Origin of the sequence: Streptomyces sp. YGL11-2, assembly GCF_050054615.1 — a bacterium.
In the GTDB taxonomy this organism is placed as follows: domain Bacteria; phylum Actinomycetota; class Actinomycetes; order Streptomycetales; family Streptomycetaceae; genus Streptomyces.
The window spans coordinates 179,879-198,452 of the sequence record NZ_JBNHIN010000005.1 but is presented as its reverse complement, the minus strand read 5'-3'; the positions used below and the strand labels follow the sequence as shown (position 1 = coordinate 198,452).

General features: G+C 72.0%; 17 protein-coding genes and 3 tRNA genes. 10 read left to right on the top strand and 10 right to left on the bottom strand.

Annotation, left to right across the window (positions count from 1 at the left end):
* Positions 1–26: 26 nt before the first annotated feature.
* Positions 27–1,496, bottom strand: coding sequence for an FGGY family carbohydrate kinase (locus ACO1BR_RS08645; protein ID WP_426794434.1), 1,470 nt, complete (start codon positions 1,494–1,496; stop codon positions 27–29).
* A gap of 78 nt (positions 1,497–1,574) precedes the next feature.
* Positions 1,575–1,874, bottom strand: a complete 300-nt coding sequence (locus ACO1BR_RS08640; protein ID WP_426794433.1) for a YtxH domain-containing protein — start codon at positions 1,872–1,874, stop codon at positions 1,575–1,577.
* Between the two features lie 218 nt (positions 1,875–2,092).
* Between ACO1BR_RS08640 and ACO1BR_RS08635 the strand changes: the two genes are divergently transcribed.
* The 4 genes from ACO1BR_RS08635 (at position 2,093) to ACO1BR_RS08620 (ending at position 3,046) form a co-directional block, all read left to right on the top strand.
* Positions 2,093–2,165: transfer RNA gene (locus ACO1BR_RS08635), tRNA-Asn, on the top strand.
* 5 nt (positions 2,166–2,170) lie between these two features.
* A tRNA-Asn gene (locus ACO1BR_RS08630) sits at positions 2,171–2,243 on the top strand.
* A 180-nt stretch (positions 2,244–2,423) separates the two neighbouring features.
* A tRNA-Ile gene (locus tag ACO1BR_RS08625) sits at positions 2,424–2,497 on the top strand.
* Between the two features lie 114 nt (positions 2,498–2,611).
* Positions 2,612–3,046 carry a hypothetical protein gene (locus ACO1BR_RS08620; RefSeq protein ID WP_426794432.1) on the top strand — a complete coding sequence of 145 codons (435 nt, stop codon included), beginning with the start codon at positions 2,612–2,614 and terminating at the stop codon, positions 3,044–3,046.
* Here the strand turns inward: ACO1BR_RS08620 and ACO1BR_RS08615 are convergent.
* Both ACO1BR_RS08615 and ACO1BR_RS08610 read right to left on the bottom strand, forming a co-directional pair.
* Complete coding sequence (locus tag ACO1BR_RS08615; RefSeq protein WP_426794431.1) at positions 3,043–3,810, bottom strand: GNAT family N-acetyltransferase; 768 nt, start codon at positions 3,808–3,810, stop codon at positions 3,043–3,045. The two genes, ACO1BR_RS08620 and ACO1BR_RS08615, sit on opposite strands and share 4 nt — an antisense overlap.
* On the bottom strand, positions 3,807–4,667 hold the full coding sequence (locus ACO1BR_RS08610; RefSeq protein ID WP_426794430.1) for a class I SAM-dependent methyltransferase: 861 nt from the start codon (positions 4,665–4,667) through the stop codon (positions 3,807–3,809). Before ACO1BR_RS08610 ends, ACO1BR_RS08615 begins: the two co-directional genes overlap by 4 nt.
* A gap of 124 nt (positions 4,668–4,791) precedes the next feature.
* Here ACO1BR_RS08610 and ACO1BR_RS08605 point away from each other — a divergent pair, with 124 nt between their 5' ends.
* Positions 4,792–6,231 (top strand): N,N-dimethylformamidase beta subunit family domain-containing protein, encoded by a 1,440-nt coding sequence (locus ACO1BR_RS08605; RefSeq protein ID WP_426794429.1) that lies wholly within the window; start codon positions 4,792–4,794, stop codon positions 6,229–6,231.
* Here ACO1BR_RS08605 and ACO1BR_RS08600 read toward each other — a convergent pair.
* Complete coding sequence (locus tag ACO1BR_RS08600) at positions 6,215–6,958, bottom strand: HAD family hydrolase (RefSeq protein ID WP_426794428.1); 744 nt, start codon at positions 6,956–6,958, stop codon at positions 6,215–6,217. The two genes, ACO1BR_RS08605 and ACO1BR_RS08600, sit on opposite strands and share 17 nt — an antisense overlap.
* A gap of 5 nt (positions 6,959–6,963) precedes the next feature.
* Positions 6,964–8,127 carry a serine/threonine protein kinase gene (locus ACO1BR_RS08595; protein ID WP_426794427.1) on the bottom strand — a complete coding sequence of 388 codons (1,164 nt, stop codon included), beginning with the start codon at positions 8,125–8,127 and terminating at the stop codon, positions 6,964–6,966.
* A gap of 298 nt (positions 8,128–8,425) precedes the next feature.
* Between ACO1BR_RS08595 and ACO1BR_RS08590 the strand changes: the two genes are divergently transcribed.
* From ACO1BR_RS08590 to ACO1BR_RS08575, 4 genes are all read left to right on the top strand, one after another.
* Positions 8,426–9,709, top strand: a complete 1,284-nt coding sequence (locus tag ACO1BR_RS08590) for an extracellular solute-binding protein (RefSeq protein ID WP_426794426.1) — start codon at positions 8,426–8,428, stop codon at positions 9,707–9,709.
* A gap of 5 nt (positions 9,710–9,714) precedes the next feature.
* A complete protein-coding gene (locus ACO1BR_RS08585) occupies positions 9,715–10,644 on the top strand; it encodes a carbohydrate ABC transporter permease (protein ID WP_426794425.1) in 930 nt (309 codons plus the stop codon).
* Between the two features lie 119 nt (positions 10,645–10,763).
* The gene (locus ACO1BR_RS08580; protein ID WP_426794424.1) at positions 10,764–11,531 is read left to right on the top strand and encodes a carbohydrate ABC transporter permease; all 768 of its coding nucleotides are present in this window, start codon (positions 10,764–10,766) and stop codon (positions 11,529–11,531) included.
* Between the two features lie 87 nt (positions 11,532–11,618).
* Positions 11,619–12,731, top strand: a complete 1,113-nt coding sequence (locus tag ACO1BR_RS08575) for a radical SAM/SPASM domain-containing protein (protein ID WP_426794423.1) — start codon at positions 11,619–11,621, stop codon at positions 12,729–12,731.
* Between the two features lie 213 nt (positions 12,732–12,944).
* Here ACO1BR_RS08575 and ACO1BR_RS08570 read toward each other — a convergent pair whose 3' ends face one another.
* Genes ACO1BR_RS08570 through ACO1BR_RS08560 form a run of 3 tightly spaced genes read right to left on the bottom strand, consistent with a single transcriptional unit; the run spans position 12,945 to position 15,636 of the window.
* Positions 12,945–13,907, bottom strand: coding sequence for a mevalonate kinase family protein (locus tag ACO1BR_RS08570; protein ID WP_426794422.1), 963 nt, complete (start codon positions 13,905–13,907; stop codon positions 12,945–12,947).
* Positions 13,908–13,951: 44 nt separating this feature from the next.
* Positions 13,952–14,446 carry an NUDIX domain-containing protein gene (locus ACO1BR_RS08565; RefSeq protein WP_426794421.1) on the bottom strand — a complete coding sequence of 165 codons (495 nt, stop codon included), beginning with the start codon at positions 14,444–14,446 and terminating at the stop codon, positions 13,952–13,954.
* A gap of 59 nt (positions 14,447–14,505) precedes the next feature.
* Entirely contained in the window at positions 14,506–15,636 is a 1,131-nt protein-coding gene (locus ACO1BR_RS08560; protein ID WP_426794420.1) for an NAD-dependent epimerase/dehydratase family protein, read from the bottom strand.
* A gap of 180 nt (positions 15,637–15,816) precedes the next feature.
* Here ACO1BR_RS08560 and ACO1BR_RS08555 point away from each other — a divergent pair, with 180 nt between their 5' ends.
* Positions 15,817–17,640 (top strand): hypothetical protein, encoded by a 1,824-nt coding sequence (locus ACO1BR_RS08555; protein WP_426794419.1) that lies wholly within the window; start codon positions 15,817–15,819, stop codon positions 17,638–17,640.
* A 52-nt stretch (positions 17,641–17,692) separates the two neighbouring features.
* Here ACO1BR_RS08555 and ACO1BR_RS08550 read toward each other — a convergent pair whose 3' ends face one another.
* Positions 17,693–18,568: a glycosyltransferase family 2 protein gene (locus ACO1BR_RS08550; protein ID WP_426794418.1), complete on the bottom strand. Its 876-nt coding sequence runs from the start codon at positions 18,566–18,568 to the stop codon at positions 17,693–17,695.
* Positions 18,569–18,574: the final 6 nt, after the last annotated feature.

Sequence of the window (18,574 nt, the reverse complement as noted above, 5' to 3'; positions counted from 1 at the left end):
GCGCCCGTGCGGCGGCGCCGGTCCGGTCAGCCCTCCCGCTGGAACGCCCCCGGATGGGCCTCGTCGCGCACCGCCGCGTACTGCTGGCGTACCGCCTGCCAGACCGGCAGTTCCTCGCCCGGCTCGAAGACCTGGCTCGCCGCCGCCGGCCACTGCGGAGGCTCCGGGTACCCCGATCCGCCGTCCCCACCGGCGGCCGGGGTGCCCGTACGGTGCGCCGTGTTCCACGCCCAGGCCGCCTGCCGGGCCGCACCCAGCGCCGCGTAGTCGGCCGGCTGCGGCACCACGACCTGCGCCCCGAACAACCCGGGCGCCGCCGTCTGCACCGCGCCCAGCTCGGCCGCCGCGCCCAGCAGGAACACCCGGTGCACCGCCACGCCCCGCCCGCGCAGCACGTCCAGCGCGTCCGCGAGCCCGCACAGCATGCCCTCCACGGCCGCCCGCGCCAGGTGCTCCGGTTTCATGCTCTCCCGGCGCATCCCGTGCAACGACCCTGCGGTGTGCGGCAGATGAGGCGTCCGCTCGCCCTCCAGATAAGGCAGCAGCACCATGCCGTACGCGCCGGGCGACGACTTCAGCGCCAGGTCGGACAGCCCCGCCAGATCCGTGCCGAGCAGCTCCGCCGCACCGCGCAGCACCCGCACCGCGTTGGTGGTGTGCACCACCGGCAGATGCCGCCCGGTCGCGTCCGCGAACGAGGTGATCGTCCCGGACGGATCGACCAGCGCCTCGTGATGGATGCCGAAGACCGACCCCGAAGCCCCCAACGACACCACCGCGTCGCCCGCGCCGACCCCCAGCCCGAAGGCCGCGGCCATCGTCTCGCCGGTACCGGCCGAGATCAGCAGCCCCTCCGGCGTGAAACCGGCCGTGCCCGACGGGCCCAGCACCTCCGGGAGCCGCACCTGATGCCCCAGCGCCAACTCCACCAGGTCCGGCCGGTACGTGCCGGTCGCCGCCGACCAGAAGCCGGTCGCCGAGGCCCCGCCCCGGTCCGTCGTCCGCCGCGCCGGCCGGCCCAGCAGCTGCCAGGCCAGCCAGTCGTGCGGCTGCATGACCTCCGCGATCCGGGCCGCGTTCGCCGGCTCGGTACGCGCCAGCCAGCGCAGCTTGGTCACCGGGTGCGCCGCCTGCGGCACCGACCCGACGGCCTGCGCCCACGCGGACCGGCCGCCCAGCGAATCCACCAGATCCGCCGCCGCGCTCTGCGCCCGCTTGTCGTTGCCCACCAGCGCCGGCCGGACGAGGTTCCCGTCGGCGTCCAGCGGCACCAGCCCGTGCTGCTGCGCCGAGACCCCGATGGCCTGCACGCCCTCCAGCAGCCCGTTCCCCGCGGCCTCGCCGAGTGACATCAGCCACGCCTGCGGATCGACATCAGGCCCCTTCTCGACGGGGTGCGGTGCGTACCCCTGCCTGACGACGGCACCTGTGTCCGCATCGCAGACCACGATCCGTGTGCTCTCGGACGAACTGTCCAACCCGGCGACTATCCCCATGGCCCCAGATGATGCCCCATGGATCGCATGGGGAGAGAGTCAGGGTTTGCCCGGCTGGGCCCGGGCGGGCGCGGAGCCTCAGGTGTTGCTGGTGCCCCAGTCGTCCTCGTCGGCCGCGCGCTGCTCGCGCAGCGACCGCACCCGCTCGGCGACCGGCGCGGGCAACCGCCCCTCGACCTTCGCGGAAACCGTCCCGAACACCCTGGTCGCGGTCTGCCGCCCGGTCAGCGCGGCGGACTCGGCGGTGTTGCGGACCGCGGGGTTTCGCGCGATGCGCTGCGCGCCCTTCCGCAGCTGCTCGTACCGCTCCCGGCCGGCCCGGGTGCCGAGCACATATCCCACCGCCAGTCCCGCGATGAACGTGAGCCGGTAGCGCATCGCTCCACCTTTCCCATGCCGCTCGATCCGCGTCCGGTGCCGGGAGGCAGCGGACCACCGGGCTGCGCACCTGCCCTCCGGCGCCGGAGATCACCTGCGGCGACCTGAGGCCATACCGATTGGCGGAGCACCCCCCTGCTTGCGCTAATGTATGTGTCGCAGCGAGCGCCCGCCGTCCGGAAGCCCGGACAGCGATGCATTCGAGGCACGCAGAGCAATCCCCTGTAGCTCAATTGGCAGAGCAGCCGGCTGTTAACCGGCAGGTTACTGGTTCGAGTCCAGTCGGGGGAGCTCGGTCCCCTGTAGCTCAATTGGCAGAGCATTCGGCTGTTAACCGGAGGGTTACTGGTTCGAGTCCAGTCGGGGGAGCAGAAAGAACGAGGATCCCGGAAGGGGTCCTTTTTCTTGTGCCCGGGAACCGAACGACCGGTGATCGAAGTCCTTTTGGGCAGGCAAGGTCGCCCGACGGCAGCCCGCACGGGCAGCAGATCGTATGAGCGGCTATGCTGCGGCAGACGGCGCGCACAAATGTGCGCGACGCGCCGTGAGGGGGCGGTAGCTCAGCCGGTTAGAGCAGCGGACTCATAATCCGTCGGCCGTGGGTTCGAGTCCCACCCGCCCCACCGCAGCCTGGTAGCGCAGAGACGATCAGACCCGGTGAGAACACGGCAGGAAGGGCCCTCGCGGACATGCGAGGGCCCTTTTCCATGCGGCTTCATGCGGCTTCATGCGGCTGCGTGGGGCTCTTCCCGTGGTCGTGGTGCCGCTTCCGGTTCGGCGGCGCGGTCTCCCGGTCCGCGGGTGGTGGGATCCGGCCGGTGTGCGCCGGGGCGGGCTGGGTGCGGGCCGTACCGGAGGAGTGCGCGCCGAAGCCGGCGATCTGCCTGCCGGTGGAGCGGTCCGAGGCGTTCCGCGGGTTCGCGCGGGAGCGCACCGAGCGCGGGGACGGCGAGGTGATGGCGGCACCGGTCCGCGGACGAGCTGTGGATCCACTGCCTGCTGCTGGGGCAGCAGGCGGAGGACACCGCGCGCCGGCATGCGCCGCCCCGGGCCGCGATCCGGCCGGCGGGGGGCGCCGCCCCGGGATCACCCCGGAGCGCACCGCACTGCTGACGGCGTACGCGGAGGGCGCGGTGGGGTACGGCGGGCTGCTGTTGGGGGAGCGGAGCTAAGGGGCGGGCGCGGCGGGCTTGCGGACGTCGTGGGTGATCCAGACGCAGGGTTCCCAGTACGCGCCCCGGTCGCGGGTGTGGTCGATGTGCAGGGTGGCCAGGCCGCCGGGGAAGACGTAGGGGCCGTCGTCGGGGAAGGCCATGCCGGTCCAGGTCTCCCATTCGGCGACCGTGCCGGTGATGCGGGAGGACTGTGCCACGGCGGCGGCGATGGTGCCGCCCTGGCGTACCTGGGTGCGGATCCAGGGGTCGAAGGGGGAGCCGTCGGGGCGGGTCCAGGACGCGTAGCGCTCGATGGGGACGAGGGGATAGCGGTCCTTCCAGGTGGGCCGGACCGGGACGATGACGTGGGAGAGGCCGGCGGCGCGGGCCATGTCGGCCATGTGCCCGAGGAGGCGGGTGGAGTGGCCCTTGCCCTGGTGGGCGCGCGGGATCTCGATGCCCAGCGCGCACAGGGCGTCCGGCGCGGCCCCCGCGTCGTGGTCGCGGAACGCCGCCTCGATGGAGGCGTCGAGGCCGGTGCCGAGGCCCTCGGGGGTGCCGTCCCAGGTGCGCGGCAGGGTGCGGCCGGCGCCCAGGACGGTGTCGGTGTCCGGGTCGTGGAGGAGGAACTGGTGGTCGGCGAAGTCGCTGAAGAGGCGGTTCCAGAAGCCGGCGTTGATATCGCCGTGCAGGTTGTATTCCGGGACGATACCGGCGAATTCGTCGCTGATGCGGTCCCAGAGTTCGGGGCGTTCGGAGTGGTGCACGAAGGCGGGTGTCATGCGGCGCTCGTCTCGGGCTTTTCGGCGGCCCAGATGACGACCAGGGGGATTCCCTCCCAGGCGGCGCGGGCGGCGTCGGCGATGGATTCCTCGTAACCGCCGGGTGCCAGCCGCCCGTTGAAGACCGGTTCGTGGCATTCCCGTACGGTCAGCCCGGCGTCGGCGAAAGCGGAGAGATAACTGCTGTGGAGATGGCGGTGGTTGCGGACGAACGCCAGGCGTTCGGTGTCGTGGACGAAAATGCACTGGCCCTGGAGGGAGGTGACGAACGGATGCAGGTCGGAGACGATGACCCGGCCGCCGGGGCGGACCACCCGGGCCAGTTCGCCGATACCGGAGGAAAGGTCCGGGATATGGGTCAGGGCGAGGGAGCAGACGGCGAGGTCGACGCTGTCGTCGTCCAGCGGGAGTTTTTCCAGACGGCCCTCGCGGAATTCCGCGCCGGGTACTTTCCGGCGGGCGTGCGCGAGCATTTCGGGTGACTGGTCGACGCCGATGGTGCGGTGGCCGCGGGCGGCCAGGGCGGCGGTCTGGCGGCCGGTGCCGCAGGCCGCGTCCAGGGCGGCGCCGACCGGGCCGCGGTCCAGCAGGCCGTGCAGGATCGGCTCCTCGACCTCCAGATAGGCGCTCGGCAGCGAGTCGTAGCGGGTGGACCAGGACGCGTAGCCGTTCGCGGCGTCGAGTTCGCTGACCGGCTTGCTGCGGTCGGGGAGGGTGGCGGCGCTGTCGTCGGCGTAGCTGCGGATCTCGGCCAGGCGCGCCGCGATGAATTCCTCGTCGGCGTCCATCGCGTGCCGTAGCAGGGCCAGCCCCTCAATACCCAGTACCAGTTCCCTCACTCGGAATTCACTGCCCATTTTCTGCCTCCGTTGGCCGGAAATTTCGTTGTTGCGGACCGGTGTCGCACCTAGCATGGCGCGGGTGATCGAGGGATATATGGATCGTGAGAGTGTGATAGCCGGACGGCGTCTCAGATTTCATGTGTCGACGGATGCCGGGGAATTCCGGGTCCGTTTCTACCGGCTGGGACGGGAACTCGCCTTCATGGCGGAGACCGGCCCGTATCCGGGCGCCTGGGTCGCCGCACCGCCGCATCCGGACGGCGTCCCGGAGCATGCCTCGCCGGCCGTGGACTGGGACTGGCCGCCGTATGACCACCGCATTCCCGGCGACTGGCCGCCGGGGATCTATCTCGCCCACTTCGTCGAGGAGGAGGTGAGAGGGGAGGGGGAGGGGGAGGGGGAGGGGAGACGGGCCCGGGACGTTCCGCTGCTGGACGACACGGAGATCGCCGGTTTCGGCCGGGAGTTCTTCGTGGTCCGGCCGCGGCATCCCGGGGCGGGCGGGGCCCGCATCCTCTACAAGAAGTCGACCTACACCCGGCACGCCTACAACCGCGCGGACCGCGCGGACGTCCAGCGGGCCGCCAGCCTCTACGACCACCCGGTCTACGAGGAGGGCGGCGCCGACCGGCCCCGCGGCCATCAGCTCAGCCTGCACCGGCCCGGCGGCGTCGACGACCTCGCCTACTGGGACGCGCCGTTCATCGCCTGGCTGGAACGCAGCGGTTACGAGGTCGAGTACTGCACCGACCTCGACCTCCATGAGGACCCGGGGCTGCTCACCCCGTACCGGCTGCTGCTGAGCGTCGGGCATGACGAGTACTGGAGCGCGGCGATGCGCGCCCAGGTCGCGGAGTTCGTGCGCGGGGGCGGCAACGTGGCGTTCCTCAGCGCCAACACCTGCTGGTGGCGGGTGCATCCGGTGGACGGCAACAGCGCGTTCGTCTCGGACACCGACCACCAGGTGGGCGCCGAGTACCCGCATCTCCCGGCCACCGACCTGTGGTGGCCGGCGCCGCCGGACGGGGTCGGGGAGCCGGAGAACGCGCTCACCGGCGTCAGCTTCCGCAACGGCGGGATGTGGCCGGGGGACTGGCCCGGCGACCGGCCCCGCGGGGGGTACCGGGTCCAGCACGCCGACCACTGGGTCTACGCGGGCACCGGCCTGCGGGACGGCACGGACGGCGGCACCCAGGATGCCCTGGGCGCCGGGACCGCGCTGATCGGCTACGAGTGCGACGGCGCGGCCTTCGCGACGGACGCGGACGGGGTGGCCCGCGCCACCGGGGCGGACGGCACTCCGGAGTCCTTCCTCATCCTGGGGATCTATCTCCTGGATCCGGTGCACGACGACTTTCACCACCTGAAATGGGGGCACTGGAACTGCCCGGAGCGCGAGGCGGCGATCACCTCCCCGCGCGCCGCCACGATGGGGCTCTACACCGCCGGGGGCACGGTGTTCACGGCCGGGACCACCGACTGGTCGGTGGTCTGCGGCCGGGAACTGGACCCCGGGGTCGTCCGGGTGACCCGGAACGTACTGGACCGGCTGGCCGGCCCGGCTACAGCAGACCGCTGAGCGCGGCCAGCGACGAGATCCGCACGGCCCCGTCCGGCAGCGGCGGGGCCACCCCCTCGACGACCCGGTCGGCCCGGTTGGCCCGCCACAGATGCGCGGCCCGCATCCCGCAGGCCAGCGGGCCCACGACGTCCGGCTCCCACATGTCCCCGACGAACAGCGCCTGCCCGGCGGGCACGTGGCACCTCTCCAGCACCGCCCGGTAGATCAGCGGATGCGGTTTGCGGGCGCCGACGCGGGCCGAGGTGACCGCGGTGTCCACCAGCCCGGACAGGCCGACGTCCTCGATGGCGCGGTCCAGGTCCCAGTACCAGTTGGAGCAGACCGCCACGCGCACGCCCCGGGCGCGCAGCTCCGTCAGCGCGTCCACGACGTCGTCGAAGAGCGCCAGCCGGAGGTCCTTCATCGCCCGGTCGAGCTCCACGGCGAGTTCGCCGGCCACCGGCTCCGGGACGCCGCAGTCCCGCGCCCGGCGCCGCAGCCGGTCCACCTCCCAGGCGCGGTACGCCTGTTCGCTGACGGAGTGGGCGGTGTGCTCCTCGCCGTCCCGGGGCCCGACCGCCCACTGGTCGCCCCATCTGCCGGCGGCCTCGGTCAGGCCCCGGCGTGCGAACAGCGACCGGTGGCTGGGCGGCAGCGGTTCGACCAGCCGCACCAGGGTGCCGTAGAAGTCGAGGATCACGGCCCGGATGCCGCTTCGGGCGGTGTCCCCGCGGTCGTCCGGCACCGGCGTCAGTACCGTCCGTGGCGGTGCGGGAAGTAGTCCTCCAGCGTCCCGTCCCGTTCGATGTCGAAGGTCGCGCAGTGCAGCCCGCCGCCGAACGGGCCGACCGCGCGGAACGGCACCGGCACGATCTCGAAGCCGTACGAGGAGAGCTGGTCGGCCAGCGGCACTTCCTTCTCCTCGATGCACAGGGTGTTCGGGTCGAGGTTGAGCATGTTGCCGGCGAGCCACGGGCTGCAGTACGACAGCCTCGGCTGGTGCTCCCAACTGGCCGGCTGCACCGCCTCGATGACCTCCCAGTCGTTGCGGCGGAAGAACTCCATCAGCTCGGCGTCCGCCAGCCGCTCACCGCAGTGCAGCACCAGGCCGGGGCGGAGCGGCACCCAGGTGGCGTCGATGTGCAGCGGGTGGGTGTTGGTGGAGGTCACCGCGTGCACCCGGAAGTCGGGGAAGTGGCTCTTGAGCCAGCGGTATCCGCTGCGGTTGGTGACGAACGACAGCTGGACGAACAGGTCCTTGCCGAAGCGCGCGATGTCGGCCGCGTCGAACAGCGGCTCGGCCTCGGTCAGCACCAGGTCGTAGTCCCGCACCCGGGCCAACTGCTCCTCGGTGCCGAGGGTGTGGTAGGTGTCCCAGAACCCGGGCCTGTAGGAGGCATCGGTCAGCCGCGGCTTGGGCGCCGCCTCCCAGCGCATGTTCTCGTCGGCGTCGAAGAGGCGCTGCAGGAGGGGCCGGTAGCAGAGGTACTCGAACCAGCGGCTGCGGTATGACATGGTCGCTTCGAGGATCTCGTTGCCGACGGTCAGCAGCAGATCGCGCGGCGGCATGCAGCCGGACATCGACTCCTGCGTCCAGTCGGGCGTGCTGACCTGCTGACTGAAGTCGACGGGGGTGGGGCGGTCGACGCGGATGCCCCGGCGGCGCAGCAACTCGGCGAAGTTGTCCAGCTGTTCGTTGGCCTCGGCGGTCATGTCGGCCGGCATCGGGCCGTAGGTGCCCAGCGGGAATCCGTCGTCGGGGAAGTCCCGCCGGACGGCCGGTTCGGGGGCCTGTACGACCGTGTTGTCGGCGCGTCCGACGACGACATGCCGCAGGGGGTCCCAGCCGTTCCAGGAGTTGACCTTCAGGGGCCGGGTGGCCGGATCTGCGGCCGTCGTGCCGTACTCAGTCACGTGCAAACCCTTCGATAGGGGACGTGGGAGACACCCGAGCAAAAGTGAGGCAGCGGGGGCGGCAGCGTCAAGAGCGGATCTCCGGAGTACCGGAGTTTTTGCGTCAATTCACCGATGGGTTTGCGGTGGTGAACCCCGGATCGGAATGCGGCCCGGCCTGCCTTACCGGCGTTCCCGCTTTCCCCGGCAGGCCATTGGGGGGCGGTGGAATTTCTGGCCGGAAAGACTCCCGGGGGTGACGGGCGGGATACGTGGGGTAGATAGCACGCCGGTTCCGACGACCCCGACGGAGGAGATCATGGTGGGACGTGTCTCCCGTTCAGCGGCGGCCCTGGGGGCTCTCGCGGTGCTGGGGTCGGCGGCCGGCTGCGGCGGGCCGGTCGCGGCGGGCCGCTCGGGGGAGCTGACGGTGTGGCTGACCGTCGACGCCCAGGAGAGCTGGCCGGATCTGGTCTCGGAAGTCGACGACCGGTTCCGCCGGACACATCCCACCGCCCACGTCACCGTGCAGTACCAGCAGTGGACCAGCAAGAACCAGAAACTCGACGCGGCACTGGCCGGGCGGCAGGTCCCCGACGTGGTCGAGATGGGAAACAGCGAGACCACCAATTACGTCGTCAACGGGGCGTTCGCGCCGGTCGATCCGGCGCGGTTCGACCATTCCGGGGAATGGCTCGGTGCGCTCCGCAACGCCTGCCGCAACGCCGGGAAGACGTACTGCGTGCCGTATTACGCGGGCCCCCGCATCGGTATCTACCGCACCGATCTCCTCCATCAGGTCGGCGTGGACCACGCGCCGCGCAGCTACCCGGAATTGCGGGCGGATCTCGACAGGCTGAAGCGGAAGTTCGGCGCCGCCGACCGGAATTTCTCCGCGTTCTACATGCCGGGCCGCTACTGGTACGCGGCGATGGCGTTCGTCAAGGACGCGGGCGGTGAGATAGCCGTGCGCAGGGACGGCCGCTGGCAGGGGTCGCTGTCCTCCGCGGCGTCCGTCAGGGGCCTGGCCGCCTGGAAGGACCTGCTCGACGCGTACTACGTGGGCGACCGGTCCAAGGACAACGGCGACGAGCCGGCGGTGGTCGGTCAGGGCCGCGTCGGCATGTTCTACGGCACCACCTGGGAAGCCAGGGCCGCGACGGACAGCAGGTCGGGCGGCAGCCCGCAACTGCGCGGAAAGTTCGCCACGTTCGCCTTCCCCGGCCCCTCGGGCGGGCTGCTGCCGCCGTTCCTGGGCGGCTCCACCCTCGCCGTCCCCGCCAAGTCGGCACACCGGGACCTCGCCCAGGACTGGATCCGGCTGTTCACCGACCGCACCTCGCAGCGCCGGCTGATCGCCGCCGACGCCCTGCCCAACAACACCGCCCAGCTGCGGGAGGTGGCCGCCGGCGGCATCGGCGGCCCGGCCGCGCGGGCCGCCGGACGCGGCTGGATGACCCCCCTGGCGCCGGGGTGGGGAGCGGTGGAGAAGTCCCAGGTCCTCCAGGAGATGCTCCAGGACATCGCGACCGGGAAGCGGTCGGTGGCGGCCGCGGCGCAGGCCGCGGACCGCCGGATCGACGCCGTGATCAACGAGAACTGACGGCCGTGGGGACCGCGGAGCCGCAGCCGCGCGCGCGGCGCACCGCCCGGCGGCGGGTGCTGCCCTACCTGCTGATCGCGCCGACCGTGCTCGCCCTCGCCGCCGTCCTCGGCTACCCGCTCGCCGACCTGGTGCTGCTGTCCTTCCAGGACATGACCCGCCGCGAGCTCTTCTCCGGCACCGCGCCGCCCTGGGCCGGACTGGCGCACTACCGGTCGATCCTGACCGACGGGTTCTTCTGGACGGTCCTCGGGCGCACCGTGCTGTTCACGGTGGTCTGCGTGACAGCGACGATGATGCTGTCGATGCTGGTGGCGCTGCTGATGCGGCGGGTGGCGCGCTGGGTGCGGACGGTCATGACCGGGGTGCTGGTCGCCGTGTGGGCCATGCCCGTCATGGTCGCGGCGTCCATCTTCCGCTGGCTGTCGGACGCCGACGACGGCGTCGTCAACTGGCTGCTGGGACTGCTGCCCGGACTGGACTTCGGCAAGCACAACTGGTTCGAGAACCCCTGGCAGGGATTCGCGGTGATCACCGGTGTCGTCGTCTGGGGCACCGTGCCGTTCGCCGCCGTCACCCTGCACGCCGCGCTCCTGCAGATCCCCGCGGAATGGGAGGAGGCGGCCCGCGTCGACGGCGCCCGCGGATTCCGGCTGTTCCGGCACGTCACCTTCCCCGCGGTCAAACCGTCGGCGGTTCTGGTCACCTCGCTCTGCGCGATCTGGGATTTCGGGGTGTTCAACCAGATCTGGCTGATGCGCGGCGGCCAGCCCGAGAAGGACTACTACCTGCTCGGGGTCTATTCGTTCACCGAGTCCTTCGCCGTCAACCGCTACAGCGCGGGCGCGGCCATCGCCGTCATCACCGTCCTCATGCTGCTGGGCGGCGCAGTCGTCTACGTCCGCCAGCTCGTCCACCTGGGGGAGACCGAGTGAACACAGCACCCGGCACCGGGAATCGGGGCGTTTCGCGGAACCGGGAACGCCCGAAATCCCGGCACCGCGGAAAACGGCGACCCGCACTGAACGCACTGGGCCTGCTCTTCAGCGCGCTGATGGCATTCCCGATCTACTGGATGCTGCTGACCGCATTCCGGCCGGCCGACGAGATCCACGCCAGTCCGCCGCGGTTCTGGCCGGACCGGCTGACCCTGGAACACTTCCGCCGGGCCCTCGCCACCCCCACGTTCTGGGCCAATGTGCGGGCCAGCGTCCTCATAGGTGCCGGGACCGTCGCCGTCTCCCTGCTGATCGGCACGCTCGCCGCGTTCGCCCTCGCCCGCTTTGCGTTCGCCGGGCGCAAAGCCCTGGTCGTGGTGATCCTGGGAGTCCAGATGATTCCGTCGGCCGGACTGATCATTCCGCTGTATCTGCTGCTCAGCGACGCCGGACTGACCGACAGCCTGCCCGGGGTGGTCCTCACCTATCTCGCCTTCATGCTCCCCTTCACGGTCTGGCTGCTGCGCGGCTTCGTCGCCGCCGTTCCCGTCGAACTGGAGGAGGCCGCGATGACCGACGGCTGCACCCGGCTGGGCGCCTTCCGCCGGGTCGTCCTGCCGCTGCTCGCACCGGGGCTGGTGGCCACCTCCCTCTACGCCCTGGTCCAGGCGTGGAACGAGTACGTGCTCGCCTATGTCCTGCTGTCCAGCAACGACAAGCAGCCCCTCAGCGTCTGGCTGGTGTCCTTCCAGACCGGCTTCGGCACCGACTACGGCGGGCTGATGGCCGGCGCCACGCTCACCGCGCTCCCGGTGGCGGTCTTCTTCGCGCTCGTCCAGCGCCGGATCTCCGCGGGCCTGGCGACCGGCGCGGTCAAGGGATGACCCGGACTCTCACCGTACGCGCTCACCGGTGCACCGCTGCCCCGGTGGACGGACCCTCCGCACCTACCCGACCTTGCAGGAGAACACGTGACGTTCGACCGTCTCGACCTCGTGTCCAAGCTCTACCAGCCGACCGGCTGGCCGCGGATCCTCGAAGCCGCCTCCGGAGGACCCTCCAGCGGCCCCCTGGTCGTGGACCTGGACCCGACGACCTTCTGCGATCTGGCCTGCCCGGAATGCATCAGCGGAAAGCTGCTCAACCAGGGGCGCTTCACCCCCGAACGGCTCGCCGAACTGGCCGGGGAACTGGTGGAGATGAAGGTCAGGGCGGTGGTCCTCATAGGGGGCGGCGAACCGCTCGCCCACCGCGGCACCCGCACGGTGCTGCGGGTCCTCGGCGAGGCCGGCATCGCCATCGGCGTGGTCACCAACGGCACCCTGATCCGGCAGAACCTCGCCGAACTGGCCGCCTACGCCTCATGGGTACGGGTCTCCGTCGACGCCGGCACCAGCGACACCTACCGGCTCTTCCGGCCCGACCGCAAGGGCCGCAGCGTCTTCGACAAGGTCATCGGCAACATGCGGCTGCTCGCCGAGGCCAAAGCGGGCGCGCTCGGCTACTCGTTCCTCGTCATGACCCGCCAGGAGCCGGGCGGCACCGTCGTCAGCAACCACCACGAGGTCTTACGGGCCGCCGAACTCGCCCACGACATCGGGTGCGACTACTTCGAGACCAAGGCGATGTTCGACGACGGGCACCACGTCATCCAGGTGCCGGACGGCATCCTCGCCTCCGTCGAGGAGCAGCTCGCCACGGCGCGGCAGTGGACGGGCGACGGCTTCGAGATCGTCAACTCCTCGACCCTGACGTCCCTGCGGAACCGGGTGGGCCCCGTCCAGGAGAAGGACTACCACCGCTGCCCGGTCGCCGAACTGCGCACCCTGGTGACGCCGTCGGGCGTCTACGTCTGCTCGTACCACCGGGGCAACGCCGGGGCCCGCATCGGCGACGCGGTGACCGAGAGCCTGGCGGACATCTGGCGCACCTCCGACCGCGGCATCGTCGACCCGAGCCGCGACTGCCGCTTCCACTGCGCGCGCCACCGCTCCAACCTCGAACTCGACAAGATCAGGTCCGGAACGGTGGCGGGGACCCTGGGGGTACCGGAGGCCGGGAGCGAGGAGGACCCGTTCATCTAGCGGATCCGTTCAGCCAGCGGACCCGCTCATCTGGCGGACCGTTCACCTGGGGGACCGCTCACCTGGCCTTCTGCCCCGGGCAGTTGACGGGCCGGTCCCCCCCCGGAACCGGCGGCCCGCCGGGCGGGACCGCCGGCCCCCCCGGTTCCCCGCGCGCCGGACAGCCCGGGGAACCGGCCCCGCCCTACGGAGCCGGCGCCCCACCGGCCGTGCCTACGGGGCCGGCGCCGCCGCCAGCTCCGGCGCCAGGCCCGCCGCCGCCCGGGTCACGATCACCCGCGCCCGCGGATGCGCCGCCCCGAGCACCCGCCGCAGCCGGGCGGCCACCTCCTCCGCCTCGGCGGCCGGGCAGATCCCCACCAGCGACCCGCCCCCACCCGCCCCGCTCAGCTTCAGCGGCAGGCCGGCAGCGCGCAGCGCCACCTCCCGCAGCTCCTCCAACAGCGGCGTGGACATGCCCTGGAGGTCGCGCATCGCGGCGTGCGCCTCGCCCATCGCACCGCCCAGAGCGGCCGGATCACGGCGGCGCACCGCCTCCCAGACGGCGGCGGACGCCGCGTCGCAACGCTTCCGGTACGCCGCGAGCCGGGCATCCCCGGCCGCCAGCTGCGCGCGCACCGAACGGATGTGGTCGCTGGTGTCCTTCCTGGTGGCCGAGTCGAGCACCACCACCGCCCAGTCGTCCGGGAAGTCCACCCGGCCCACGATCTCCGGCAGGCCGCTCGGCCGCCCGTCGAGCAGCAGCAGACCACCCGCGATCACCGCGAGATGATCCATCCCGCCGCCGTTGAAGTACCCGAACTCGAACTCGTACGCCCACTGGGCCAGCGTCCGCGCGGACAGCGGCGCACCCGGCGCCGCCACCTCGGCGAACGCCCGGAACAGCGCCACGATCAGCGCCGTCGACGACGACAGCCCGCTCGCCGCCGGTGCGTCGCTGCGCACCGTCACGGCCGGCGGGCGGGCACCCGCTCCCGGCAGCGGCAGCCGGTGGCGCAGGAACGCCCACACCTCCGCCGCCCAGCTCCCCGCCCCGCCACCGGAACCGGCCCCGCCCGGCGGCCGGGCACCGGGCGCCCGTACCGTCACCGACGTGGTCAGATCCAGCGCCAGACTGACCGACCGGCCGCCCAGCCAGTCCAGATCCTCCCCGGACAGGCACGCCCGGCACGGCACCGCCGCACCCCCCGCCGGAACCCCTCGAACCGCTCGCGTCATCGTCATCGGGCCTGGAACTTTCCGGTCGAGCCGAACTCCCGGAACATCTCCAGGACCACGGCGGTGGGCGGATGCAGCGGTCGCGGCGGATCCGCGAGCGCCCGGAACTGCGCAGCGGTCACCTCGTCCCGGTCCGGGGACAGCTCCCCGGACCAGCGGCGGGCCCAGAAACACAGCGCGAAGCAGTGCGTGACGTCCCCGTTGGGGTAGGTCAGGGTGTGCACCTCGGGGTCGGACAGCGAGCCGAAGGCTTCCAGATCGGCCGGCGCCACCCGCAGACCGGTCTCCTCCGCCAGCTCCCGCACGGCCGTCCCCGTGAAGTCGCTGCCCTCCTCGCACGCTCCGGCCGGCAGCTCCCACACGCCGTTGTCGGCGCGCCGCTGGAACAGCCCCCGGCCGGCCCCGTCCAGCAGCAGGACCTGCGCGCCCGGGACCAGCAGCGGCCGGCTGCCCACCTGCTGCCGCAGGGCCCAGAGATACGAGCCGACATAACTCACCTGTACGTCACCTTGCTTCCGTTTCGAGGGCCTTCGTCCGCCTTCCCGGCGGCAGGCTGTCATGCGGCCGGCTCGGCGGCCAGCCACCCCGGCACCGCATGGGGTGTCGCCGACAGCCACCGCACATACCGCTCCACACCCGCCCGGACGTCGATCCGCGGCTGCCAGCTCAGCAGTTCACGGGAGTGCTCGGTCGCGGCGTACCCTCCCAGCGGATCGCCCTGCGGCATGGGAGTGGTGACGAACCGCGACGCGGGGAAGTGCGGCGCGATCAGCTCGCCCACCTCGCGCACCGAAGTCGGCACACCGGTACCGACGTTGACCGTCTCCCCGGCCATCCGCTCCTCGATCAGGGCCAGCGCGGTGGCCGCCGCGACATCCTCGACGTGCACCAGGTCCCGCACCTGCACCCCGCCCCCGTTGAGCCGCATCGGGCGGCCCAGCCGGGCCTGCATGGACAGCCAGGCCACCATCCACGAATGGCTGCCGGGCTTGGGGATCTGCGGATCGCCGTACACGGAGAAGTAGCGCAGCACCGCGTACTCCGGGGTGTCCGGGCCGCCCAGCAGCAGCCGCGTCTGGTGCTCGGCCCACAGCTTGGAGTTGGCGTACACCGACACCGGGAGTAGCCGCTGGTCCTCGCGGAACACCTGCGGCCCCCGTACGGAGGGATCGCCGTCCCCGTACACCGCCGCCGAGGACACCAGCACCAGCCGCCGCACCGTGGACGCCGCGGCCTCCTCCAGCACCACCTGGGTGCCCTGCACATTGGCCCGGAAGGCGATGTCGGGCCGCCGGGTGCACGCGGCCACGTCGGCGTACGCCGCGGCGTGCACCACATAGTCGGCGCCGTCGAGCACCGTACGCACCGCTTCGCGGTCGCAGATATCCCCGACCACCGTCTTCGCCCCGAGACCGTCCACCCCGAACAACGAGGTGTGCGCCGATTCGGGATAGGCGTCCAGCCGGTCCAGTACCGTCACCTCGGCATCCGCCCGGCGTAATAGGGCAACCAGCCGGCTGCCCACCAATCCGGCGCCACCGGTCACCACCACACGGGCGTCCCGCAGTTTCTCCAGCCGGGCCGCCACCGATTCCCCCGGATCGCCGCACGCCGCACTTCCCACGCCATTACCGGTGCCGATACCGATACCACCGGTGTTACCAGTGCCGTTCGCCGTCGCCGACATGGAACCCTCTCCCTGTGCACGAGACCGCCCGACCTGGGCCAGCGGTCAGCATGTCGGTCGCCGAATGCCGCTACCAGAGCGCGATTTCGGCAGTCTTGCGGCGCTCCCGGCGACCGCCGTACTGTCCGGATCCACCTGTGCCGGAATGCCCGGCACGGCGAAAAGCGCCGGAGGAAATTGATGACGCGATATCGGCTGAGCGGTGCCGTGATGACCCACCCGAAACGCCGCGCGGCAGCGGAACGCCTGGCGCAGGCCGCCCCGCCGGGCGCATTACGCGTCGTCATGGACCCGGACCCGGCCGGGAAACCGTCCGTATTACGGACCGCGCTGTGCGCCTGGTCGGCGATCGAGGACGGCGCCACTCATCAACTCGTCGTCCAGGACGACATGATCCTCTCCGATACGTTCTTCACGCGCGCCCGGATGGCGGTCGAAGAGATGCCGGACGCGGCCCTCGCACTTTTCGCGCTCTGGGACTCCAGAAACGGCGCCGCGGTCCGATTCGGCGCGCTGGCCGGAGCGCGCTGGGTGGCGGCCGTCAACGAGTATTTTCCGTGCGTCGCCATCATTCTGCCCAGGGAAGTCGCCGCCGGATTCGTGGCTTTCGGCCGACGCCATCTTGACAGCTGGCCCGACGACATCCTGATGAACCACTACTTACGCGCGCACAGAATCCCCGCATACGTTTCGGTACCCAGCCTCGCCGAACACGAGGACCACGGCAGCATCTCCGGCAATGCCTTCCGCGGACCGCGCCGTTCGGTCTGTTTTCTGCCCTCGGACGTTCCCGGTCGCGAAGACGTCCGGCTGGGCGGACTGCGGGTGCTGCCGTTCTTCAAACACGGCGTCGCGCAGTGCGCGGTACGCGTCGGCGCCCCCGGCGACGATCCCGGTCACTGGCTCCATCTCACCTGCGAGCAATACCTGGAGGGCTGCGGTGTACGCCCCGGAAGACCGCAACCGGCCATCGTGGGAATGGCCGAAGCGAGCGGCTCCGCCGCGGCCACCGGGACCTGGCTGACGGCCTTCACGATGGGATTCGTCCAGCAGCGGGACGGCCTCCACCGCACCGCCGCGCCCGACGGCGGCACCGCCCCCGACCCCGCCGTCCTCGCCGAGGCGCTGGCCACCGTGGGCCCCGGCGGCATCAGTTACGCCCAGCCCGAGGAGCGCATCGCCGAACTGCGGGCGGAACTTGCGCAGATCACCCTCGCCGGCGTCGCGGCCGGCCGCGAGGCGGCCGACCGGCAGCGGGCCCGCCCGGCCCGCCCCCGCACCGCGGCCCCCCTGCGGGTCGGCGTGCTCGGGTCCGCGACCCCGCTCACGGAACACCTCGTACGGGGCCTGGCCGACGCCGGACACCGGATCACCCTCCTGGGTCGCCCCACCGCCCCCGACGAGCCCGCCGCCCGCCCGTACGACGCGCTGCTCGACCTGACGGCCCTGACCCCGCAGCACCCGCCGGTTCCCGCCACCGCCGCCACCGCCGCCGACGTCGGCCGCGGCACCTCCCTCACCCTCACCATCAAGTACCCGGACCTCTCAGGGCAGTTCAGGGACGTGACCGTCCGCGTCGGGGAGCTGTACGGCCCGGGCTGCCCGCACGACACGCGGATCGGCCGCCTCGTCTGGGACGCGCTGCGCAGCTACCCGCTGACCGTCGAGGACCCGGACGCGGAGCTGCGCCCCCTGCACGTCGGTGATCTGGTCGGCGCGCTGTCCGCGATGCTCCGCACGCCCCCGCCGGACGGGACCGCCGGGCTGGCCGGCGCCCCGGTCACCGCCGCCGAACTGGCAACGGCGGTACAGACGGCGGTCCGCCCCGTACCGCTCGCCGAGGCACCGCCGACAGCGTCCGCCGCACCCCCGCGCCGTACGGAGGAGGCGCCCTGGCCCCCGGCCCCGCCCGGCTGGAAACCCGCCACGGACCTCGTCCACGGGCTGCACACCCACGCCCAGTGGCTGGCCTACGAGGGCATCCATCTCGCCCTGGACGCCTGACGGATCAACCCGGACGCCCGGCGGATGGTCCTGAACGTATGCCGGAGCGGCCCTAGATGACCGGCGGCCGTCCCAGCCGCGTCATCCGCCACACCGTGCGCCAGCGCATCGGCCGCCGCCGTCCGCAGGGGGTCCGCACGCCCTCCGCGAACCCGGCGGCCCATGCCCGCATGCCCGCCGCCGAGCGGCTGCGGACGGCCGTCAGGCCCGCCCAGACGCCCAGATACACCGGCACCAGCAGCACCGGCAGATGGCGCTTCGCCAGCCAGACGCGGTTTCTGGCCACCATCCGGTGGTAGACCGCGTGCCGGGTGGGCGAGGTGTACGGGTGCTGGAGCACGATCTCCGGCGCGTAGCGGATGCGCCAGCCGTCGTCCAGCGCCCGCCACGCCAGGTCGGTCTCCTCATGCGCGTAGAAGAACTCGTCCGGCCAGCCGCCGATCCGGTCCAGCATCGGCACGGACAGTGCGTGACCGCCGCCGAGGAAGGTGGTGACCAGGCCGCCGCGCTGCGGGTCGCCGACCCGCAGCCGGGGGACGTGGCGGCGCTGGGTGCGGCCCCGCTCGTCGGCGATGCGGAAGCTCACGACGCCCAACTGCGGATCCCGCTCATACAGTTCCGCGAGCCGGCTGAAGACGTCCGGGCTGATCAGCAGCCCGTCGTCGTCCAGGTCGACCACCACGTCCAGCTCGCCGAGCTTGCGCAGCTCGTCCAGGGCGACGTTCCGGCCACCGGAGACCCCCAGGTTTTCGCTCAGCGACAGGCCGGTCACGCCATCGGGCAGTGGGGGCAGCGGCGAGCCGTTGCCGACGACCACGATGTGCGTCGCCGGGAGGTCCTGCTTGGCCACCGAATCCAGCAGCTCGTGGAGTTCGGCGGGGCGGTTTCCCATGGTCAAGATGGCGACGCCTACGCGCAGATGACGCACAGATGA